Source organism: Rhodocytophaga rosea, assembly GCF_010119975.1.
GTDB lineage: Bacteria > Bacteroidota > Bacteroidia > Cytophagales > 172606-1 > Rhodocytophaga > Rhodocytophaga rosea.
Map to the genome: position 1 here is coordinate 2,791,824 of NZ_CP048222.1, position 22,758 is coordinate 2,814,581.

16 protein-coding genes are annotated in these 22,758 nt (G+C 41.2%); 9 read left to right on the plus strand and 7 right to left on the minus strand.

Features of this window, described 5'->3' with window-relative positions; translation table 11 throughout:
- Nucleotides 1–8 precede the first annotated feature (8 nt).
- Together GXP67_RS37795 and GXP67_RS11675 are read right to left on the minus strand one after the other, a co-directional pair.
- On the minus strand, nt 9–233 hold the full coding sequence (locus tag GXP67_RS37795; protein WP_262890489.1) for a hypothetical protein: 225 nt from the start codon (nt 231–233) through the stop codon (nt 9–11).
- A gap of 71 nt (nt 234–304) precedes the next feature.
- Nucleotides 305–1,303 (minus strand): Gfo/Idh/MocA family protein, encoded by a 999-nt coding sequence (locus GXP67_RS11675; RefSeq protein ID WP_262890490.1) that lies wholly within the window; start codon nt 1,301–1,303, stop codon nt 305–307.
- A 512-nt stretch (nt 1,304–1,815) separates the two neighbouring features.
- Between GXP67_RS11675 and GXP67_RS11680 the strand changes: the two genes are divergently transcribed.
- Nucleotides 1,816–2,397: a Maf family nucleotide pyrophosphatase gene (locus GXP67_RS11680; protein WP_162443289.1), complete on the plus strand. Its 582-nt coding sequence runs from the start codon at nt 1,816–1,818 to the stop codon at nt 2,395–2,397.
- A gap of 116 nt (nt 2,398–2,513) precedes the next feature.
- On the plus strand, nt 2,514–3,452 hold the full coding sequence (locus GXP67_RS11685) for a CPBP family intramembrane glutamic endopeptidase (protein WP_162443290.1): 939 nt from the start codon (nt 2,514–2,516) through the stop codon (nt 3,450–3,452).
- A gap of 125 nt (nt 3,453–3,577) precedes the next feature.
- On the opposite strand, the gene GXP67_RS11690 is transcribed toward GXP67_RS11685, so the two are convergent.
- The 4 genes from GXP67_RS11690 to GXP67_RS11705 form a co-directional block, all read right to left on the minus strand.
- On the minus strand, nt 3,578–4,981 hold the full coding sequence (locus GXP67_RS11690; protein WP_162443291.1) for a M16 family metallopeptidase: 1,404 nt from the start codon (nt 4,979–4,981) through the stop codon (nt 3,578–3,580).
- Between the two features lie 39 nt (nt 4,982–5,020).
- The gene (locus tag GXP67_RS11695; RefSeq protein ID WP_232065160.1) at nt 5,021–6,451 is read right to left on the minus strand and encodes a M16 family metallopeptidase; all 1,431 of its coding nucleotides are present in this window, start codon (nt 6,449–6,451) and stop codon (nt 5,021–5,023) included.
- A 535-nt stretch (nt 6,452–6,986) separates the two neighbouring features.
- Nucleotides 6,987–8,510, minus strand: a complete 1,524-nt coding sequence (locus tag GXP67_RS11700; RefSeq protein ID WP_162443292.1) for a glycosyltransferase family 39 protein — start codon at nt 8,508–8,510, stop codon at nt 6,987–6,989.
- Between the two features lie 1,339 nt (nt 8,511–9,849).
- Nucleotides 9,850–10,251, minus strand: a complete 402-nt coding sequence (locus GXP67_RS11705; protein WP_162443293.1) for a hypothetical protein — start codon at nt 10,249–10,251, stop codon at nt 9,850–9,852.
- Between the two features lie 384 nt (nt 10,252–10,635).
- Between GXP67_RS11705 and GXP67_RS11710 the strand changes: the two genes are divergently transcribed.
- The 7 genes from GXP67_RS11710 to GXP67_RS11740 all read left to right on the plus strand — a co-directional run bounded on the left by GXP67_RS11710 (nt 10,636) and on the right by GXP67_RS11740 (nt 18,773).
- Nucleotides 10,636–11,514 (plus strand): DUF58 domain-containing protein, encoded by an 879-nt coding sequence (locus tag GXP67_RS11710; protein ID WP_162443294.1) that lies wholly within the window; start codon nt 10,636–10,638, stop codon nt 11,512–11,514.
- Nucleotides 11,515–11,562: 48 nt separating this feature from the next.
- Nucleotides 11,563–13,128, plus strand: coding sequence for a BatA domain-containing protein (locus tag GXP67_RS11715; RefSeq protein ID WP_162443295.1), 1,566 nt, complete (start codon nt 11,563–11,565; stop codon nt 13,126–13,128).
- Nucleotides 13,125–15,281, plus strand: coding sequence for a DUF4175 family protein (locus GXP67_RS11720; protein WP_162443296.1), 2,157 nt, complete (start codon nt 13,125–13,127; stop codon nt 15,279–15,281). Before GXP67_RS11715 ends, GXP67_RS11720 begins: the two co-directional genes overlap by 4 nt.
- 30 nt (nt 15,282–15,311) lie before the next feature.
- Nucleotides 15,312–15,863 carry a GNAT family N-acetyltransferase gene (locus tag GXP67_RS11725; RefSeq protein ID WP_162443297.1) on the plus strand — a complete coding sequence of 184 codons (552 nt, stop codon included), beginning with the start codon at nt 15,312–15,314 and terminating at the stop codon, nt 15,861–15,863.
- A gap of 125 nt (nt 15,864–15,988) precedes the next feature.
- Nucleotides 15,989–16,996 (plus strand): alpha/beta fold hydrolase, encoded by a 1,008-nt coding sequence (locus GXP67_RS11730; RefSeq protein ID WP_232065162.1) that lies wholly within the window; start codon nt 15,989–15,991, stop codon nt 16,994–16,996.
- 47 nt (nt 16,997–17,043) lie between these two features.
- Nucleotides 17,044–17,766, plus strand: a complete 723-nt coding sequence (gene pxpB, locus GXP67_RS11735) for a 5-oxoprolinase subunit PxpB (protein ID WP_162443298.1) — start codon at nt 17,044–17,046, stop codon at nt 17,764–17,766.
- On the plus strand, nt 17,763–18,773 hold the full coding sequence (locus GXP67_RS11740; RefSeq protein WP_162443299.1) for a 5-oxoprolinase subunit C family protein: 1,011 nt from the start codon (nt 17,763–17,765) through the stop codon (nt 18,771–18,773). Before pxpB ends, GXP67_RS11740 begins: the two co-directional genes overlap by 4 nt.
- 61 nt (nt 18,774–18,834) lie before the next feature.
- Here GXP67_RS11740 and GXP67_RS11745 read toward each other — a convergent pair whose 3' ends face one another.
- Complete coding sequence (locus tag GXP67_RS11745) at nt 18,835–21,102, minus strand: PA14 domain-containing protein (protein WP_162443300.1); 2,268 nt, start codon at nt 21,100–21,102, stop codon at nt 18,835–18,837.
- Nucleotides 21,103–22,758 lie beyond the last annotated feature (1,656 nt).

The following is a 22,758-nucleotide window of genomic DNA, read 5'->3' on the forward strand; positions in this document are numbered from 1 at the left end:
TATAGGAGTTAAGTTAACGAATAGCCATCCCGGTAAGGCCGGTGCAAATGGCTGGCTGCTTCGCCATCATTAATAAAAGATTGTGTTTGTGGATTCCACTTTACCGGGCGTTTCAGCTCAAAAGCAATATTACCTAATATACAAACGGTATTACTGTGGTGGCCTACCTCTACTGGTACCTGCGGATCTTTCCGGGAACGCATAGATTCAATAAAATTTGTTTCATGGCTCATACCAGTTTGATCTTTTACATTTTCTAAGGCCAGTGCAGGGTCAGAAGACCTAAAAAAATCACGGGTTACTTCTATCCATCCATCTGTACCCAGAACTTAACCCCTCTGGATTTTTTTTCATCCCATGCCCGGTCAGTCATTACAATGCCATCTTCATAGCGGAAAGTTAAATAGTCATAATCCTGGTATCCGGGAGGGATGATTTCTACAGGTCCGCTGTTGTCTTTATTTAAGGCCCATTGGGCAATATCGAACATATGAGCGCCCCAGTCAGTGGTAAGCCCTCCTCCCAGTTCTTTATACCAGCGCCAGGCGCCCCATATCTTCTCATTTTCAGGTGGGTTAAGCGAAACAGGCGGATTCAACTGACTATTATAATGTACATATGGACTTGGCCCCAGCCACATATCCCAGTTAAGATCTTTGGGTACCGTTTCTTCCGGCAGGTCATACGGTTTGGGAGGAGCCGCACCGGTAAAGGCATTTACCCGCTCAATCTTACCGATTTTGCCTTCCTGCACCATGTTTACCGCATGTTTAAATCCTGGCTGGCTACGCTGCTGGCTGCCAACAGCCAGTATTCGTTTGTATTCCCGTACAGCTTTTACCAGCTGTTGCCCTTCTTTAATAGTAAAGGTCAGTGGCTTTTCCAGGTAAATATCCTTACCTGCTTTACAGGCATCTATCGCCATCAGGGCATGCCAATGGTCAGGAGAAGCAATTACCACCGCATCAATATCTTTTCTTGAAAGCAGTTCATGGTAGTTTTCATAGGTTTTTACCTTTACTCTTTGCTTTGCCTGTGTATAATACTCATTGACTTTTGATTCAAAACGCTGCCGTTTAATTCCATAGACATCACTGCCTGCAACCAGTTGCACACCTGGTACTTTGAGGAAGTTATTGATTAAGGAGATCGATCTGCGGCCTAAACCTATCACTCCAAGCCGGATCTGATCACTGGCAGCAAATGAGGTAAAAGAAGCACCAGGGAGTAAGCTTATGGCTGCAGTCCCTAAAAGAGAGGTGGTTAAAAAATGCCTTCTTGAGTTTGAATTAACTTTTTGCATATTGATATGAATCTTTACAATATTGTTTTCTTATACGAATATAAAATTATAGAGCATATTAGGAAAGATAAATATTCTGCATAAAAGCTTTTCTCTTCCCAAGCTGCAAATGCTTATAAAATTACCTGGTACGAATTATAAATTAAGAAATAAGTAAACTTCTCATCTGGTAATAATTCATTGGTAGTCCGTAATTGTATCGCTTACTATTCGTCTCTATAGTTATAGAATGGTTTCAGCGACATAAGGATCATATAGTTAAGTTGGATAATTTAACCATTACTTTCAGAGCGGGCAACTTATATAATTTTACTTGGCTTACTGCTAAATTAGGGATTTGTAAAGGATTTTATTTATTTTTCAATTCTGATAAAGATTTAAGTAAACATCCCATTTAAATTATAAAGAGCAAACATGTATACAGAAGATCTGAAAGAAAAGTCTGTTAATTCTAACGTTACATTGTCAGAAATAAGATAAAGAGCATTACTGATAATACTATCTCAAACTTAATGAACCTAGCTCATCAGCTTGTATTGGCCTCAAATTCTCCCCGAAGGCAACAATTACTCATCAGTGCCGGATTTGTGTTTTCGGTGCAAACCAAAAATGTACCTGAAGATTTTCCATCCGCTATGCCGGTGGCTGATGTACCAGTCTATCTTGCCCGGAAAAAGGCGCTGGCTTTTAAAGAAGAAATCAAAGATGAATTAATTATAGCGGCAGATACGGTAGTAATAATCGATGGCCAAATCCTCAATAAACCGGCCGATGAGCAGGAAGCGACTCAGATGCTTAGCCAGCTATCTGGCAGAATGCATGAAGTGATTACCGGGGTTTGCCTGTTTTCCCGTGATAAAACCTTTACCTTTTCCGACCGTACAGAAGTGTATTTTAAGAGCCTTTCCGCAGAAGAAATCAAATTCTATGTAACTTATTACCGCCCTTTTGACAAAGCTGGTGCCTATGGCGCACAGGAATGGATGGGAATGATTGGCGTAGAGAAAATCGTAGGATCTTATTTTAATGTGATGGGTTTACCGGTTCATTTAGTCTACCAATATTTACAATCCTGGGATGCCACAAAAGAGTGATTGGGTGAATATGTGATTGAGTGAAAAACAGAATTATCTTGGTCTGAGTCATTTATTCGCAGTGAAACTCCACAGAATAAATTATATTCACTCAGTCACTCAATCACTGTTCCTGCATGAAGAAAATCATTACTTACTTAACCACCCACATACGTTCTGATTTTAATCTAATACTCTATCTGGCAGTCGCCAGCCTCCTGGCGATTACCATCACGTTTAATTATATCTACGACTTCGAAGACAGCATCATTGATGCTTATTATGGGCAAGAGATCCGGTTCGTATGGTATTTTTTATTTTATGCCTTTGCCTATTATAGCACTGTGCTGATTATGTCATTGATCAAACGAAATACACAGATGCTGACCAATACACTTTTCTGGCTGTATAGTCTGGTCGCAATAGTGATTATGTCTTTCGATGGCGGATTTCATTACCATTATACCTATACCCATGAAGGTGATTTCCCGGCAGAATTAAGCGATTATGCATTCAGGTGTTTAAGTAATCTGAATAGTCTGCTTACTGTTTTTCTGCCTTTATTTTTATTTTACAAGTACAAAGACACCCAGCAGAATGGATTTTACGGATTATCTGCTAAAGCATCCGACTTGAAACCGTATGCCTGGATGCTGCTGATTATGCTGCCGCTTATTACCTGGGCTTCCTTTCAGCCAGATTTTCTGGATAGTTATCCTTCTTACAAAGATTCTGGTGCGGATGAGTTTTTACACGTACCTGAATGGGCTACTGCCCTTTTCTTTGAACTCGCCTACGGCCTTGATTTTATTGCAACAGAACTACTGTTCCGGGGGTTTCTGGTAATTGGCATGGTACATATTCTGGGCAAAGATGCTATACTGCCTATGGTGGTTACCTATGCTTTTTTGCATTTTGGAAAACCGCTGGGAGAAACCATTGGCTCCGTATTCGGAGGGTATATTCTGGGAATTGTTGCTTTGTATAGCCGCAATATTTGGGGAGGAGTTGCCATTCACTTAGGTGTGGCCTGGTTGATGGAACTTACCGCTTTTATGCAAATGCTCAGACAATAGATTTAAGTACAAAGGATTAAGATAACAAATCACTTTACTAACCTGGAAATAACAACTGGCTGTAATATACCAATCATTGAAAATGAGTTATTACGGTCTTAATACTTTGTACTCAATACTCAATACTATTTCGTGCTTTGTGCTTTATTAACTTCTGAGGTAAAACTTTTAATCTGGCTATCCACCTTTTTTCTGTCTCCCACCACAACCAGAGTCATATCTTCTTCCCGGATGTATTTTTGGGCAATTTCCTGTACTTTTTCAGGCGTAATGGCATAAATATTCTTTACATAATTGGTCAGATAGCTTTCATCCAGGCCATGCAGATCGAGAAAGGAAAGCTGATTGATAATGCCATTATGAGAAGAGTTCTGCAATACGAAAATACCGGCTTTATAATTCTTTATACCTTCCAGTTCTTCTTTGCCGGGAGCTTCTGCCTGAAGCTTGTTGATCTCATAGAAAATCTCTTTTAAAGAAGCCTCTGTATGTTCGGTAGTTACATCTGCCTGCTCTGCCCAGGTAGCACTACGGTAGCGGCTGGCAACTGAACTGGAGGGAGAATACGTATAGCCTTTGTTTTCGCGGATATTACTGGTAATCCGGGAGCCAAAAGAACCGCCCAGTAAGTCGTTGGTGAGAGAAAGGGCCAGATAATCCGGATTGGAAGGATCGATTACCGGCAAGCCTATAATAATAGTCGATTGTGGTGCATTGGGCCGGTCTATTGTAGTTACTTCCTGTTTACTGGCAGGTTTAGGAACCGGAATATTGCGTTCGGGCCCTTTTGTCCAGCCGGTTAATGATTCTTTGATGGCTTTGTTGACTGCATTTTCATCAAACTTGCCGACTACATATAACCTGGAACGCTGGGCACCAAAATTCTGCTCGTAAAACGATTTAATTTTCGCCAGATCATAACTTTTGATCATATCCTCAGTAGGGAAAAAACGGCCATACGGATGATCCGGATACATCATGGCAGCGAATTTTGCCTGTGCCTGTGATTGTGGCTGCGACTGCTGAATTTTTAACTGGCGTTGCAGGTCATTTTTCAGCCTGTCTACTTCAGAAGCCGGAAAAGCCGGATGTTGCACAATATCGGCCATGAGCTTAATTAAATCCGGCGCATACTCGGCCAGCACCGAACCGCTGATGGTCGTAGAAGCCGGACCAACAAAAATATTCACATCGCCGCCCATTCTGGCAGCCGCTTCTGAAATAGCCTGTGCATTTTGCGAAGTAGTCCCTTCCTTCATCAAGTTACCGGTAAGGTCAGCTAACCATACTTCGTCAGCCTTTTCGTGCACATTGCCGGTTTGTATTTGTAAACTCACCGTTACTTTGGGAACTGCTCCATAAGGTACGAGCGAAGCTTTCAAGCCATTATCCAGGGTGGTTACTTTTTTTGCCGGAAGTTTAAAATCTTTGGGTTTTCCACCAGGTGGAGGTGTTTCTTTTTGCGCCTGCAGGTTGGTAGTGATAAACAGACACAGCAAGCCATAGAGTATATAATAAATTCGTTTCATGAGTAATGTCTTAATTATTGGATATCTTATAGTGTAAAACTATTTGCTTTCAGCCGGAGCCAGCGGATCAACGGTTAAAATGGTACGGTTTGTCGGACGCAGGTATTCGCTAACCGTTTTTTTGATCACATCAGGGGTTACTTTCTTAAATTCTGCTTCCAGTTCATTAATTCTGGCCGGATTGTCGTCAAACAGTGCGAAACAAGCCAGCAGATCTGCCCGTCCGAAGCCATACGTTCCGGTTAAGTTATCATATAGAGAAGACCGTATTTTTACCAGTGCCCTATCAATGGATGCCTGGTCGATGCCATTCTTATCTAAAGCGGCAATTTCGCTATCCAGTACAGCTAAAATTGAGTCGGCTGGTACATTGCTATCATAGATCAGATCGCCCATCCAGATCATAGGTCCGTTGTAGTTAAACATATTTCCCAGGTAATTGATACCTCCGGAAACCGAACCGGTATATCCTTTCTTTTGCACCAGGGCCTGGTATAATTTGCTATCGTTTCCTTGCATCAAAATCTGATCTATCAATCCCATGGCATAAAATTCGGGAGTATTCCGTTTAGGCATGTGATAGGCAAAAGCAAGAGCAGGTTTATTGGCCAGGGAATCTTTTTTCACCGAACGTTTTTCTTTTTCCTGCCTGGGCTCAGAAATATCGGGCTGGGCAGGCAAAGTAGCAGGCTTTAATCCGGCGAAATATTTCTGCACCAGGGCTTTAGCTTCTTCCGGTTTAAAATCACCTACAATGGCCAAGGCCGCATTGTTTGGGGAATAATAGGTTTTAAAAAACTGCTGTACATCTTCCAGGGTTGCTGCATCCAGGTCGGCCAGATCGCCATAGAAATTGTGGGCATTAAACCAGTTCTGGTTGGCATATTGGGGCATATCCAGCCAGGGAAAACCACCATAAGGCTGATTCAGCACATTCACCCTTACCTCACTTTTCACGACCCCCTGTTGATTGGTCAGGTTATCCTGGGTAATGGCAAGCCCTTTCATCCGGTCGGCTTCTGCCCATAGCGCGGTTTCGAGTTTGTGTGCCGGAAGGATTTCAAAATAATTGGTAAAGTCGAAACGGGTAGAACCATTTAATACGCCTCCATTGCGCTGTACCAGCCGGATAAACTCCATTTTGCCCAGGTTCTGAGAGCCCTGGAACATCATGTGTTCAAACAGGTGTGCAAAGCCGGTTCTATCCTTGGGTTCGATCCGGAATCCAATGTTATAATACACTGCGACCACTACGGTAGGGCTGGTAGTATCTCTGGACAGTATTACTTTAAGTCCGTTGTCTAATTTATAATAGTCTACCGGCACCTGGAAAGTAATGTCTGGTTTGGTAGAGGGTGCCTGGGTGGTATTTTTCATACACGACGACAGACTGATCAGCCATATCAGGCATAGCGCCAACAGGAGTTTTGGTATTTTCCACAAGGTAATAGGGGTTCGGGTTGTTTTCATATGCATCTAGTTCAGTTAAAGTAAAATGTATTGTTTTTTTATATGTATACCAAATGGATAATGCCTTTTTCTGCAAAATCACCCAATCTGCGAACTGTTTGGGAATGAAAAACAACATCCCGTGGGGGCAATGAGCCTTAAAAATAGATAAAATGCGCTATTTTCTGAAATGAAAGGGTATAAGGGAAACCACCAGGGATAAACACAATGCGGTATTTACCTGTGGAAATGAAGCGGTACAATCCTGTTGTGGAGAGTTACCCAGCCACATTGTCAGATAGCGCTCTTGTTCTGGTGATGTACATTATCGCTTTGTCATATAGCCCTCTTGTTCTGCCTGCTGACATAACTGTTCTGGCTTCTTACAGGACGGTTCTATTAGCTTACCTTATGGTTCCAACTATAAGCAGGCTGATTTAAGGATTTTCTATTATTGCTTTAATCTGTTACAGACTTCCATATGCATATTCGCCTTGGCTATACTGGTCATTTCATGTGTCAAGCCAATAATCTTCCATAGGAACAGGAGGCTTTATTAGCGATGGTTTTTTTCGTTTTCTATTTCCATTTTTATCCTGTCATTGATATTAACCTTAGCGCCTGTAAAAACAAATAGGGTCGTTCCATATTCGCGGGCATATGGATTGCTTATGGAGTCTGCCATCACAGAAGTATGAAAATAAGGGCTGGTTTGGCCTAATTCGTTTTCCTTCTCCGTATAATTTTTTATCCTGATCAGGTTTGTGTAGGGTTGGTCAAGGATAAACCACTCCACATAATCTGCATTAAAGGATACCGCTTTAATTCCTTTCTGAGTGTAATAATTAATGGCTCCGGCCTGTCCGTAATTATCACACAGAACAAGCGTTTTTCCTGCTTCCGGTAGTGTAGAATAAAGGCTGTCCACTTTATAGGCTAATTCTTTCCAGCCAAGCATATCCGCAAAATCCTGAGGTAAAGGGTGGTCTTTCCCGTCTTCCCAACGAAGTAAACCCAGTTTCTTATATTGCTGTTGATGTTCTACTATGTATGCAGGACTCTTATTGGGAAAAGCCCAGTTGTACATAAATATAAAAAACAATACAGGGATTAGTATAACTACTGGCTGCAAAAAACGCTTCCAGCCTTCTTTTAACAAATGGGCAAGAAATACTGAGCCAAATGCAATATAAATGGGGTACAAGCCAATCACATAATAATCTTTGGCTTTAAAATACATAAAGACGATCAGGGTAGAGAAGAAGGCCCAGAAGAAAAGCTGGTATTTCTGAAGGGGCGAATAGAACAAAAGTCCATATAAGCCTGCTGCAATCACTAACAGAGAGCCTGCGAAAAAGAGCAATTGTGACCGTAAGAACACCCAGGGGTCCACATGAACCAGTTGCGTTTCTGATAGTTCATTCAGATGATGTATGACAGGAAAGTTATTTTGGTATTGCCAGAGCAGATTGGGAAGCACTAGCAACAGTCCTAGAAAAGCCGCTATATAGAATGCTTTTCTGCCTAGTATGTTACGATGGGGTGTTAGTAGAATAGCTGGCAACAGTCCTATAATTAAAAACACAACGTTATATTTATTTAAAAATCCAATAGCAAATACGATTGCTCCAATATATATCCATTTCTGTTTCTCTGACTGGATATATTGGATGGCTACGAAATAAAAAGCTGTCCAGGATAAGACATCTAATGAATTGGGCTGATAGAGGGTATTCAGTCTTAACAGCACTGAAAACAGGATGCAGGTAGCACCTAATATAAGTGCGAATAAATTCCCCTGTAATGCTTCAATCGTTTTCCAAACCACCAGGATTGTTAATGCTCCGAAAAGTGCCGGAAAAAACTTCACCCAAAAGACTGAATTACCCAGCAGCTGGATCAGGTACGAAATCCAGGAAGTAACAGGCGGAACCGATAAATATCCCCAGGCTAAATGATTTGCCTGATCAAGGTGCAGATATTCATCTCTTTGCAGGTCGTATTCAGGGCTTAGTAACACATACTGCAGGAAGAATTTTAGTAAGATAAAACCCAGTAAAATTATCGTCTTTTTTGCCATCAGGATATGTTCTTTAAAATTACTGCTACACCATAGTATATGCCCAACTTATACTGGTTAGTGCTTTCGCATAGTTTAATCTGCGTGTATTCTTGAATAGATAAGTTCATAGTGAACCTGCTAGCTTTGACTGGAGAAAAAAAGATAGTAAGTCCAAATGAGCAAAAATGCCTTCTTTTCTGTTTTCTTTTTTGATGGCTAACAAAATAAGAAAGCTGTTAAGGCTTTTGGAAAATAAATAAACGATTTCCATAAGAAAGAAAAACTTTGAGTTACGACATTACAAAAGCCTTCTTACCATGTAAATCTTAAACAAATATATGCCATCACAATGGATTTTGCCTCATTTAATCTTAGGTAAACGAGGCTTTTCGAGCCGGATGCCGGTTGATCAAATTCTACAGTTGATTCTGCATCGATTGAAAACAGGGTATCAATAGTCTTAGTTGCCGATTCGTCAATTTGTTTCTCATGATAAATTGAGCTGGCAATATTGATCCAGCCTGAAGGCTGTGGTCAGTTAGTATTTCCACTTCAACCGTTGGACCAAACTAGGCGGTTGGCAGAAAACACAGATTAATTTGCTGGCTAGTCGCCACACTTTCCTGGATCTTTCCTGCCCACAATGAAGCTCACACATTCTGTAAGATTGGCTATGAATGGGAGTCATACTTTAGCCAAAAGGGGCGGAGAGGCCATAGGCTATCAAGGTCGAAAAGTGGCCCATACCACCAATAGCTTGTTTTTAGCTGATAACCAGGGAATAATGTTAGCCATAGTAACTCTCCAAGAAAACCAACACTATGATCTTTACCAGATCCAATAATTATTTGAACCACTCTCTCAACTATTAAATCAGGGCGGTATTGATTTGCAAGGTGTCTTTCTTAAGGCAGATGCGGGCTTTGACTCAAAAATCTTTCGAGAACTATGCAACAAAACCGAATTCAGGCCAATATTAAGCCCAATCCTCGCAAGGCTAAAGAGGAAACTTTGGATTATCAGTATTTTGACCAAGAGCTTTACCAACCAAGAGTAGTCATTAAAAATTATATAGCAGTTATTGAAAGCAGGCTAATGTTTCTTTTCCGCTTTGAGTCAGATTTCATTCTTACGTGTAAGTAAAAGTTTGCAATGCCTAATACAACACAGAGAGAAATAGCAATGTATGGAGGTAGATCATACTAAAGAGCATACCACTCTTCTATAAATACAAAAAAATTATTCTCTTAAGTGAGATAACAGAAACATCAAAAGCCCTCCCATTTGGAAGGCTTTGGCAAGTTAGTTCTATATTGATTCTCAATAGTAGGGTAAGCAGTTAAATAACCATTAACGGTTATAATTTGACAAGGGAAGAGGTCCATTGTTCAGCTTTTTCTACGCTTGGAAACGCCTGCCACTCTAATTTTCCGCCTACCTTCTTTTTTAATTGTGTAGCAGCAAAATGTGTAAATACATCACTTGAAACAGCCATTGCATAGGTTTCCAAACCGTTTTTAATCATGGTGGGATAAAACTCTTTTTCAAAAAAATCAAGTGCCCCTGTAAAGGTACCCTGCATTAAAGTAAGATTGGCGATCATATGCCTAATGGGCTGTTTTGCAGAAAACTCTAGTACTTTTCTCAGAAGGTCAGTAATGGATTCTACATTAGCTATTCCTATATATTGGGTACGGACTGTTTTCGTAGAAGGATCGTATTGAGCTTTACAAAAGCCATTTTTATGTATCAGGATCATGAAACAGGGTTTTTAAGTAAAAAATATTTTGGAGTAGATGTATCCAAAATTACCACGCAATTGAATCTGACTATGTGCCTATAGGTAACCATACTTTCATAAGCAGCGCAGTGTAATAAAATAAGGCTTATAATATATTTATAGGATTGAGCGTGTGTGTAAAATAGAGCTATCAACTCTACTTTGAAATTGCTTCTCCAAAACTGGGTGAGTTATTAAATCCCACAATGATTATCATGTAGTGTTATTAGTTGCTAATTGGTAAAATAACTAATTATATCATAATTGCTTATTTAATAAACGTATAGGTTGGAATCTTGCCTGTAGTTTTATTGATTTGTAAGTACACATTCCTTTACCAGACTACGGACAAATATATCTGTTATGCTATTATCTCCTAAAGTACTGGCTTCTATCAAAAACCTGCCATTACTGGCAAAAACCGTAGTAGATGGCTTTATGATGGGGGCGCATAAAAGTTTTAAGAAAGGAGCAGGTATGGAATTTAGCCAGTATCGCAGTTACCAGCCTGGAGATGATCTGCGCCAGCTCGACTGGAAATTATTTGCCCGTTCGGACCGGTATTACATCCGCGAATCGGAAACGGAAACCATTATTGCTGTCCGGTTGATATTGGATGCCAGTGCTTCTATGAACCATGCTGATGAAGGAATTACTAAAATAGAATATGCCCGCTATCTGGCAGCTTCACTGGCCTATCTGGCAAATAGTCTGGGAGATGCTACCGGCTTATATGTACTTCAAGAAAAAGAAATTATTACCCTTACGCCCAGGCAGGAACCCCAGCATTTACAGCGTTTATTTTATCAGCTTACCAGAATTGAGCCCGGAGGTACTTTTGCCAGAAATGAAACAACAGAATCCATTTTTACCAACAGTCGCCGGAAAGAAATGGTTATCTTTATTACAGATATGTACCAGCAGGCGCAGGAAATTTATAAGCTGATTGCCCGGCTGAAATCGTACAAAAATGAGGTAATTGTATTTCATTTAATGGGGCAAAACGAAATGGAATTGAGTTATACTGGCAATACAACTTTTGAAGACTGGGAAACCGGACAGACCGTAGAAGTATCTCCTGAGGAGATACGCAGCCAATATAAAGATGCCTTACAACAACATCTGACTCAAATCCGTCGGCAAATGCTGGACCTGGATATTGAATACCAGTTGCTGTTAATTACTCAGCCCTTGGACCAGGCTCTACGGGATTTTCTTGTCAGGCGAAGTAAAGGGCAATAATCAAAAGGATTAATTTAAGATATATAATTACACAAATACAACCCCTGGATGCTTCAGTTTCTAAATCCGGCCTATCTTGTTGCGTTAGTAGGGCTGGCTATACCCATAGCTATACACTTATGGAGCCGCAAAGCTGGCAAACGTATCAGAATCGGAAGTATTTCACTCTTACAGCATGCACCCAGCAAACAAATGCGCAGCATCCGACTGCATGAACTGGCTTTACTGCTCCTCCGCTGCCTGCTGTTGAGTTTACTTGTTTTGTTGATCGCCCAGCCGCAATGGATTAGTTCTCAACCAAAAAAGCAAGCCGGGTGGATTTTGATAAGTCCTCAGATAATTACGCAACTCAATATCAATACAAGCCTCCAACAGACTATTGATACGCTGCGACAAAATGGATATGAAATAAGACTTTTTGAAAGTGGTTTTACAAAAATAGAAACCAGTACTATTTCCGAAAAAAAAATACTACAATCTAATACTTCCTATTGGTCGTTACTCAAAGAGGCTGAAAATCAATTGCCTTCCGGCACCCATGTATATGCCATTACCGAAGAAAATTTGCAGGCTTTTCAAGGCAAACGTCCTTCTACCGATCTAAATCTTCAATGGATTACTGTTCCCACACCAGATACCAGCAACATCTGGCTTTCCGATGCTTTCGTGGACAAAACCGACAGCTTACGCATACAAATAGGAGTTAGCCAGCCGGAAGGCAATGCCTTTCAAACCCTTACTCGCAAAAAACCTCCTGCTCCCATTACTGTATCTGAAATGGGATTACCTGCTATGAAAATCACTCCAACCAATGGCCGCTTTACTATTGCGCTTTCTGGAACAGATCAGGTGATACAAGCAGATACCTCGACACAAACCATAAGTATTCTCTATGAACAAGAAACCAGTGAGGATGCCAGCTATGTATCCTCAGCCATTCAAGCAATCACCGAATTTACCAGGAGAAAAATAAACTTAGTTCAGGTAAAACAAGCATCACAGATACCTGCGAATACAAACTGGCTTTTCTGGCTTTCCTCACAACCCATACCAACACAATGGCAGGCAAACGTAAAAAATGGAATGCACCTGCTGCAATATGCTTCCTCAGAAAAGTTTATCAGTACACAAACCTGGTTACAACTTCGGGAATATTCAACAATTCCTATTTACCTAAACCGTATCTCAGAAGCCGACCCGGAAGGCGACTCTATCTGGGAAAGCGGAACCGGAAAACCTGTTCTTACACAAGAGCAACAAGAAAAAGGCAGTATTCTTCGCCTGTATACCCGTTTCCATCCACAATGGAATGGCTTAGTTTGGGATGCATCCTTTGCTGAGACACTCTTACAATTACTTCACAAAAACAGCTGGGAACCTCAATTTCGATCAAGTGACAAATACGATCTGCGCATGATTAGCCTGCAGCAACTTTTGCCGCTGCAAACGCAAGCGCCTACAAAATTGGAAGAAACCAGGCAGCTTACTAACTTACATATTCCGCTCTGGATACTCATTGTACTTGTATTGGTAGTGGAAAGATGGATTTCGGAGAGAAAGCGTACCCTTGCAGAAAATCAGAAGAAAAATCCGGCTCAACAGGTAGTTTCATGAGTAAAACATATTCTATACTCACCAGCTTACAAAAGCAATGGCAACGTAGGCAGCTATTTCAACTGCTGCTGCAAGCTGCTGCCATTACGTTGGTAGTTACTCTGTTGCTATATAAAATTCTAGGCATATCATTCCTAATAGCCATTCCAGTATTTGCCGGAGTATTTGCAGTTTTGAAATGGACTACCCAGACGATTACCAGCCAACGTATAGCCAGACATTTAAACAGCACTTTTCCCATCCTGGAAGAAAGTTGCGAATTATTAATAAAACCTGAAAGCTCATTAACCTTACTTGAACGTTTACAAGTAAGCCGCCTGGAGAAAAGATTAACAGAAATATTATCTTCGGCCCTGCTCCCTTTCCGCTGGAAAACACCTCTGATCTGGCTCACCGGAAGTCTGTTGCTTGCTGGTTTTATCTGGTGGCTGCCTCTTGCTTTTCCTGATTCAACGCCACTACCCAAAACTGCTTATCCATCCATTATTCAGCGGACAAGCCTAGCCTCATTGCCGGAGATCACTGCCTTGAATATTCGTGTCCAACCTCCTTCATACACAGGCAAGGCTGTTTTTTTCCAGCAGAATCCCCATGTTCAGGCAGATGCAGGTGCTATACTAAGCTGGAATATTCAACTCAGTCACCCGGCAGATAGTGTTTATGTGGTATTGAATGATAAACAAGTCATAAGATGCACACCACTAAAGAATCAAACCAATACTTATTCCGCTTCTTTTACCCTTGTAGAAAATGGGTTTTACCAGATTATAATAAACGGCAAAACTTCAGACTATTATACCCTGGAAGCCATTCCAGATAAGCCACCAGTTATTACCGTTTCCTCGCCAGAACCTTATACTGAAATCTTGTTTGGGCAAAGTTTACAAAGACAGGTAAAGATGACTATAACTGACGATCATGGCCTTCGAAATGCATATATGGTAGCCACAGTTGCCAAAGGAACCGGAGAAGCTGTAAAATTCCGGGAGGAAAAACTGCCCTTGCCAGTATCATTTAAGCCTTTTCAGAAACAAGCTGATGTGCAGAAAAATCTCGATCTGTCACAATTTACTATGGCTCCCGGAGATGAGCTGTATTTTTACGTAGAAGCGCTCGATAACCATGGGCTTTCAGGCCGGACAGATATGTATTTTATTGCCCTGGAAGATACAGCTAATATTAGCACGGTAGCCGACCTTTCTATGGGTATTAATCCGGTACCGGAATATTTCCGAAGCCAGCGGCAGATTATTATTGACACCGAAAAACTCATTAAACAGCGATCTGACATCAGCCAGGCTGAGTTTACTTCGCAAAGCAACAACATAGGGGTAGATCAGAAAATATTGCGGCTGCGGTATGGTAAGTTTCTGGGCGAAGAGTTTGAAAGCCAAATTGGGGCAGTAGCCGGACAAGAGGAAATGGAAAAAGAAGGTATCGAGGTAGAACAGCATTTTGCAGGCGATGGCCACGACCATTCCAAAGATGGACTGGAATCTTATATGCATTTACATGATCAGTCAGAGGAAGCTACTTTTTTTGAACCAGCCTTAAAAGCGCAGTTGAAAGCAGCCCTGGCACAAATGTGGGAAGCTGAATTAAGGCTGCGTACTTCCCGTCCGAAGGAAGCCCTGCCCTTTGAATATAAGGCATTACAATTACTCAAAGAAGTACAGCAAAAGTCCAGGGCTTATGTGAGCAAAACCGGTTATGAACCTCCTCCCATCAAACCTGCGGAACTCCGCCTGACCGGAGAGCTGGATAAAATTCAACAGCCCTCTGTCAAAGAAGAAAGAGAAAATGCTCTGGTATATCCCAACATCCGGCAATCGCTTGCGGTACTTGAACACGTCAAAAATGGCCGCAAACCTGACAAGCAGCAAATAGCCATTCTGGAAAAAGCAGGCTCTGAAATGAGTGCGGCTGCCATTGAGCAGCCTGGCAAATACTTACAGGTGCTTTCTGCGTTGAAGCAACTGACAGGTGAATTGAGAAACCCTGCGTCTGCAATTTGCCATGCTTGTATAACAACCGTAGAAAAAGCGTTCTGGCAACTGTTGCCGCCAGCACAAAAAACGCCGCAAGTTCCGGAAACAGCTCCAGGCAAACTGGCTGATTCGTATTTTAGATACCTGCAGACTGCCACTCATTAAGCTATTGGTTTACAATAATCACCTCACTGTATGCACATATTTGCGGAGACAAAGCGGTTTATATTAAGGGAAATTCTTCCAGAAGACGAAGAGGGCTTGTTTGAACTTGACTCCGATCCTGAAGTTCACCGCTATTTAGGCAATAAGCCTGTCAGAGATAAAGAGCAAGTGAAAGAAACAATCCGGTACATCCGCCAACAATATGTGGACAATGGAATTGGCAGATGGGCGATCATTGAAAAATCGACTCACCATTTTGTAGGCTGGACAGGACTTAAATTAGTAAAAGAACAATTCAATCATCATATCAACTATTACGATTTAGGATATAGGCTTCTCAGGAAATACTGGGGAAAAGGCATAGCCACCGAAACTGCCCTTGCTTCATTACAATATGGGTTTGATACCCTTCACCTCCCACAGATATATGCCATGGCGCATACGGAAAATGCAGGTTCTAATCAGATTCTGACAAAAGCAGGTCTAATGCTAATAGAAACTTTTGAGCTGGAAGGAATCAAACATAACTGGTATAAGATCGAAAAACAGGAATGGGCAGCAAGAAAACTCAACCAACCATAATTATTTTCCAAACTCTAATCAAAAGAGATTAGTATATAGAAAAATTTAACAATGTATTTTCTCATCCGGTATTCCTTTACTGTACGTACAAATTCTTTTGTTCAACGTATTCCCTCGCCCATTGTATGAGAACTCCACTATGTGCCTATTCCATAAGGTTCTTTTTAATGATTATCGTTACAGGAATCGCGATTGTAAGCAAAGCCCAGACTGCCCAGCCGCTTTCTATCACATTAGAAAACTTTGAATATCCTTATCCTACGCAATACATTCAATTCGCTGCAGAAAATCAGGATCTGAAGATGGCCTATATGGATGTAAAACCAAGCGGACAATCTAATGGCAAAACAATTCTATTATTTCACGGAAAGAATTTTGGAGGCTATTACTGGAAAAATGTAATTCAGGCACTGTCACAGCAAGGCTTCCGGATAGTGGTACCAGACCAGATTGGATTTGGCCGTTCTTCCAAACCAGATATTCATTATAGTTTCCATGCATTGGCCAGCCATACCAAAGCGCTGCTTGATTCACTTCGCATTACACAAACAACCATAATCGGCCATTCGATGGGAGGTATGCTGGCTACCAGATTTACTCTGCTGTTTCCGCAAATGGTGAGTCACCTCATTCTGGAGAATCCCATCGGACTGGAAGATTACCGGATTTATGTGCCTTATACGCCACTGGATAAATCATATGCTGAAGAGTTAAAAACCACTGAAGAGAGCATTCGCAAATACCACCAATTCTATTATGTACAATGGAAGCCTGAGTACGAAGCATATGTGCAGGCCATGGCTGGCGTGAAGAAGAGCAGTGAATATCCAAGGTATGCCAGAGCAGCAGCTCTTACCTCACAAATGATTTATGAACAGCCGGTTTGTTATGAATTTACTTACATTCAGCCTCCTACTTTACTTATTATCGGGCAGGAAGACCGCACCGTGGTAGGAAAAGCAAAGGTAAGTAAAGAGAACCTCAGTAAAGTAGGCCAGTATCCTGCTCTGGGCAAACAAACAGCTAAACTGATTCCCAAATCTACCTTAATAGAATTACCCAATGTAGGGCATATTCCACACCTGGAAGCTTCCGAGCGGTTTATGCAGGAAATACTTAAGTTTTTAAAATAATCCTTCTGTATATAATTTCTGCTATTTCTAAAGTTTTCAAGCCACACATGATCCCAGAACAGACAGCTTCCTTCCATGTATATCCCTTGGGCGATGCAGCGATTGTAGTGGAATTTGGAACAGCAATCAGCGAGGATGTACACAAAAAAGTACGGGCATTTGCTGCTTATCTGGAGAAAAATCGATTTCCGGGCATGATCGAATATGTGCCTGCGTTTACAACAGTTACCTTATTTTATGATCCCTGGATGGTGAGCAAGCTAGGAAAACTGGATGCCTACCAGGAAATCGTACATACTATTCAACAGATAGAAAATAAGGTAGAGGAAATAGAATTACCTGAAGCCAGGTTAGTGGAAATTCCAGTGTATTATGGAGATGAATTTGGCCCTGATCTAGCATTTGTGGCAGAGCATGCTCATTTGACAATTCCAGAAATTATTGATATACATTCCGGTGCAGAATACCTGGTATATATGATTGGCTTTGCACCTGGTTTTCCTTATCTCGGAGGTATGGACACACGCATTGCTGCCCCAAGAAGATCAAGTCCCAGAAGGGTGATACCGGCAGGTTCAGTGGGAATAGCAGGTAATCAAACCGGCATCTATCCCCTGGAAACACCTGGTGGCTGGCAACTCATTGGCCGAACTCTTGTATCATTGTTTGATCCGCAACGGCAGCCACCAGTACTTTTACAAGCTGGGGATAAAGTCCGTTTTGTGCCTATAAGCAAAGCAGAATATGCAGCTTATAAATCTCACCCATGAGCCTTGAAATTATCAGACCTGGTTTGTTAACTACTGTTCAGGACACAGGCAGGTACCATTTCCGAAAGCAAGGCATTATTGTAAGCGGCGCTATGGATACCTTTGCTTTGCGGATTGGCAATCTGCTGGTAGGCAACTCGGAAGAAGAGGCAGCGCTGGAAATCACATTTGCCGGGCCAGAAATCCGTTTTACACAGCCTCATCTGATCGCCATTACTGGCACGCTTGGCACAACTTATATTAATAATGAGCCTGTTTCTTTATGGAAACCAGTATTTGTACCCAAAGACAGTGTATTAACTTTTGGACTGCCAAGAACAGGATGCCGGGCCTATCTTACCATAGCCGGAGGATTAGATGTTCCGAAAGTAATGGGAAGTTATGCTACCTATATGCGGGCTAAAATGGGAGGCTGGTTTGGAAGACCTTTACAAGCCGGAGATATTCTTCCCTGCAAAGAACCTACAGGATATACCCACAAACTTAACAATCTGGTAAAAACAGATGCTCAGCCTTATGTACAGGCAACTTGGGGCTTCGCTTCCAGGTATTATCCGGCAATAACCCATGAACCAGTGATCCGGGTGATGAGAGGGCCGGAATACGACCATTTGCCCGAACAAAGCAAAGCTGATCTATGGAACAAGAGTTTTCAGGTATCTACCCAATCTGATAGAATGGGATTTCGCCTGCAGGGAAGTAAGCTAGCTTTGAATAATCCGGTAGAACTCATTTCAAGTGCGGTTACTTTCGGCACCATACAACTTCCGCCGGATGGCAATCCTATCATTTTGATGGCCGATCACCAGACAACCGGCGGCTATCCCAGAATTGCCCAGGTTATCTCTGCCGATTTATCTATACTGGCACAGGTTTTACCTCAACAAACGATCCGCTTTAAAGAAATTTCTCTGACAGACGCCCAGCAACTCTACTATCAGCAGGAATCCATCATCCGGCAAGTGAGAGAAGCTATAAAGCTCAGGATAAAACAGGCACAGCTATAATCACAGACTGCTATTTATTATGTCTGTGATTATAGCTGTGCCTGTTAGGTATAATATCAAATTACGGTTTAATGATTTTCACCAGTCTTTTTTGTTTGTCTGGAGAAACCGTTTGTAGCAGATATATACCGGATGGTAAATTCTCTCTGGATAACTCCATTGTAATTTCTGATTCCCCGGCCATTACAGTTGCTGTATGCTGATACCATATCTTGCCCAGCATATCACTTATGCTAATAAATACCTCTCCTGCTGAAATATGAGCCGTTTTGACCGTAACCTGATCCTGAAATGGATTCGGATATGCTTTTACAGTGAACGCAGCTTCCGCAGGCATTTTAACTGCTGTTGTACGTGCATTTTCACGTGCTTTATTTTCTATAACAAAGGGCGTAAGCCTGGAACCGGAAATAGGCCGTTCTACCGTTCCATCTGGCAGTTGCCAGCCCACCGAAAGATGATCATCTCCTTCGTTTTCCTTATGCAACACCTCTACATAATACTTCTTTCCGGCTTGTAAAGCTATAGTTACTGATTTTTGAGAAGAAAACTTATCCCATTCCCGCTCGGCTGTCCATCCTTCCACACTGGCAATTTGCTTCTTAGTCTCCGGATTTTCATCGTCGCTTAGCCAGAGTTCACAGTGATCATCTCCGGCAATCCAGAACGTATATTCCCCGTTTACAGGTGGGTGTACATATCCCCTGATACGTCTGCCAAAATGATTGTCTGTGTTTGAGGAAGTTTCAAATGAAGTGATTTCACTTATGCTGGCTGGCGTCTTATCAAGTGGGATCATAGCTACATTTTCTCCCTCAATGTCTTTCCAGAATTCCTCGGTAAGGCTCCCTTCAGTAACACTTTCAGCCGTAGTGGCTATAGGCGCATCCTCTGAAGTGCTACTTGTTCTTGGATACGGCCACACTTTTCCTTCCATTTGTCCATACATCAACATTACGCCGGGAAATACATCCCAGGCTCCTCCATAGGGCTTGTGTTTACCTGCTGAAGCCGCACTGCCAGGAGTTGGATAAGCTCTTGTGCCTGGGGCTCTTCTTAAATAAGAATCTTTGATATAACTGTCTTTGAAATACAGATTACCCTGGGCAAACCAGGTATCGTTAACAGTATACCAGCTGCGGCCTGACTCGGTGTTCACTCCATCAATAAGCGCAGCCTTACTACCCATCTTAGAAGCAGAAGCGGTGCCATATCTTTTCAGGTTGCCATCCATGTGACGCAACATGGTTTTGACCAGGAGCTGCAAATTCTTTGATCCTCCCTGTGTGCCAAAAGCGCCTTTGGAAGTGGTAAACTTATACAACTCAAAATCTCCACTGCGGGCAAAATAATCGGCTATATTGACCAGTTGAGAAATGGTCAGGAAGGAATAGGAGATGCCAATGTCAGCAAAGTCTTCCCGCCACCGCTGAAACTCAGAAAAGGTGCCATCCGGATAAGTACCAAACATTAAGGCTTCTTTCACATATCTTTTGCCACTCTCTTTCAGAGACGAAACATTATTTTTGATGCCCCACAAGGTGAAGAAATATACCTGAGAAGAACGTCTGTTGTTATAATATCTGCTCAAACTGGAGGTTTTGTAGCCATTATAGTGCGTCGTACGGCCTAAGCTGCCGTTAACCGAAACTGCATAGTTACTGGGTGTCCAGTCTCCCCCGTTGCGGTTCATATACATCTTACTCAGATCAGCATCCACATTGCGCTGAAAGTACAGGGCTGCATTGTAGAACCACTTGTCGATTCTGCTTTTATCTTCTGAGGAAAGGCCGCTTTCAATGTAGGCATAGGCAAACAGGAGTCTGGTCAGCCAGTCGTTGATCTCATAGGAAGGAGGCAGATCATGAAGAATACCATCACACCATCTTTTTTTCACACTAAAGTCTGCATTAGGTTCTCCAATCTGTGCCAGCAGTTCTTTGCGCACCGCTTCTTTAAAGTTTGTATTGCCGGTAAGCAAATATAAAAAGGCAGCATCTCTGAGCAATTTACCATTGGTAGCGGGCGCATAATTTACGCTCACCTGTATACAAGTGCTGGTAGGCACACCTTTCCAGCGTTCTGCGGATGGATTACTTACAAATTTATTGGCATTGGCCATGATCCGGTCCCAATCACCAGGAGAGTTAGCCTGGGCATCTCCAAAGCTTTTATAAGGGCCACTTTTGGCTCTTTGTTTCCAGATCTCTACTTCTTCTTTTGTAAAAAAGGCACTTATTCTCGTCTGTGCTTTTACTTGTGCTACTTTAGTAAGCAGTAAACCTAACAATAAGGTCAGGTATCTTAAAATAATTCTGTTGGCGATCATAATTTAAGTGTTTTCTGCAAAACAGGGCAGAAAACAGGCTATGATGCGTTGATAAAACAGCCTTATTGGTACATGTGAGATAATAGCAGGTTATTAACAGACCTATCATGTTAAGGATAAGTCATGGTTTTACTCATAAATCTAGCTATAGATGTACGCCTGTAGATCGCATCCGTTAATACATATCAGAAGAGAGGAGGGGCTTATAGTTTAATGGATAGACGTGTATAGATTATTATCTTACGTCTTGTAAAGAAAGGAAGAGAGGCCGTGAATTCTTTAATGATACTATTGAAAAGTATAAGCCGTTGAAAAACCTACAAGCTTAAGTATAGGTTAAAAAGCATGGCTAATAGAAAGAAAACGTTTCAGTTATAACCCAAAGCGAAAAATATATGGAATAAGTATCTGTTTACAGGGCTTCAGAACATACATCTTTTAGAGGGAGTATTGGATTTAATTATATATTATTTATTTGTGATAATCTTACACGTTATATCTATACTATAAATTTTTCCAGATAAACATTGCAAATTTAAGTTTGTTATAGTATTTTTTAAATACTTAGCACATGGGTTGATAGATAAGATATATTATTATATCATGAAAGAAGGAGGTAAGTTTTTATAAAAAGAAGGAGTGATAGTATATATATATCCTCCTCCAGCCCTGTTTTTATTGAAAACTTTACATCCTTGGATTGATGAATCGTCTGAAATTATCATTCCTGTATGTAAGTAATTCCTTCTCAGGATTCATTTTTTGGCTTTCTCCTCTATTTTACATCTCCGGTTTTAGCCTTGCATACATATATATACTGACTAATATATGTAGCTCTGGCAACCCAACATTTATACTTTTTATTAGTTAATATATGTCATACTTTATTTATATAATGTATCTATAAAGCTATGCCGTCTTTGCCTTATAGATATTCTCTTATCTATATTCTTTACCTGCAACTAAACAGAAGTAAACATTTTCCAATAAGTAGCTATTCAAACAGGTATTTATTAGCTTGTTTGAATCGGATTATGTGCAATATTCTTACCATAGTCAGTATAGCGGAGGTTAAATAGCCTTACAAGAAAAAATGGAATATTACATAGCTGTGAAAAGCAATTATTACACGCCGGTAAGACATTCCGGTGTAGATCTGCCTGCTGTAAAGCTAGTTCTGCTATCTATCTATCTGGTTTTATAATCTGTAATTCTGGTTCTGGTATCTGTCATCTGAGTTTTATAATGTGTTGACTCAGTTTTATAAAATAGATATGCCGCTATGTCAGATGAAAATATAGTATTATTCAATAAATGTGCCGCTATGTCAGGTGGCGGCCTCGTTTTAGCATCTGACACAAGATATTTGCTGACTGCCGGTTATGTTTTAGCTAATGCCAGTTTGGTTACAGCAGATAGACATGGTAAGTAAATATCTTTCCTCACTGTGTATATAATGCCATTCTTTTGATTCCATTGAGCCCCTATGCCAAAGAGTTAACATTTTTCATCTGTATATATAAAAGTTACAGGTATGATTCATTTTTATCGCTTAGATACAGTTAATTATAAGAATCCGGCTAAAATCTGACATTACATAATATATGTCTATACAAGGAGCTTTACTTGCAGGTATTACAATTATGTATTTATGTG

Bases quoted from the DNA above. Each gene is read 5' to 3' on its own strand.
- GXP67_RS37795 (WP_262890489.1), bottom strand. From the start codon at position 233: ATGAGCCATGAAACAAATTTTATTGAATCTATGCGTTCCCGGAAAGAT.
- GXP67_RS11675 (WP_262890490.1), bottom strand. From the start codon at position 1,303: ATGCAAAAAGTTAATTCAAACTCAAGAAGGCATTTTTTAACCACCTCT.
- GXP67_RS11680 (WP_162443289.1), top strand. From the start codon at position 1,816: ATGAACCTAGCTCATCAGCTTGTATTGGCCTCAAATTCTCCCCGAAGG.
- GXP67_RS11685 (WP_162443290.1), top strand. From the start codon at position 2,514: ATGAAGAAAATCATTACTTACTTAACCACCCACATACGTTCTGATTTT.
- GXP67_RS11690 (WP_162443291.1), bottom strand. From the start codon at position 4,981: ATGAAACGAATTTATTATATACTCTATGGCTTGCTGTGTCTGTTTATC.
- GXP67_RS11695 (WP_232065160.1), bottom strand. From the start codon at position 6,451: ATGAAAACAACCCGAACCCCTATTACCTTGTGGAAAATACCAAAACTC.
- GXP67_RS11700 (WP_162443292.1), bottom strand. From the start codon at position 8,510: ATGGCAAAAAAGACGATAATTTTACTGGGTTTTATCTTACTAAAATTC.
- GXP67_RS11705 (WP_162443293.1), bottom strand. From the start codon at position 10,251: ATGATCCTGATACATAAAAATGGCTTTTGTAAAGCTCAATACGATCCT.
- GXP67_RS11710 (WP_162443294.1), top strand. From the start codon at position 10,636: ATGCTATTATCTCCTAAAGTACTGGCTTCTATCAAAAACCTGCCATTA.
- GXP67_RS11715 (WP_162443295.1), top strand. From the start codon at position 11,563: ATGCTTCAGTTTCTAAATCCGGCCTATCTTGTTGCGTTAGTAGGGCTG.
- GXP67_RS11720 (WP_162443296.1), top strand. From the start codon at position 13,125: ATGAGTAAAACATATTCTATACTCACCAGCTTACAAAAGCAATGGCAA.
- GXP67_RS11725 (WP_162443297.1), top strand. From the start codon at position 15,312: ATGCACATATTTGCGGAGACAAAGCGGTTTATATTAAGGGAAATTCTT.
- GXP67_RS11730 (WP_232065162.1), top strand. From the start codon at position 15,989: ATGAGAACTCCACTATGTGCCTATTCCATAAGGTTCTTTTTAATGATT.
- pxpB (WP_162443298.1), top strand. From the start codon at position 17,044: ATGATCCCAGAACAGACAGCTTCCTTCCATGTATATCCCTTGGGCGAT.
- GXP67_RS11740 (WP_162443299.1), top strand. From the start codon at position 17,763: ATGAGCCTTGAAATTATCAGACCTGGTTTGTTAACTACTGTTCAGGAC.
- GXP67_RS11745 (WP_162443300.1), bottom strand. From the start codon at position 21,102: ATGATCGCCAACAGAATTATTTTAAGATACCTGACCTTATTGTTAGGT.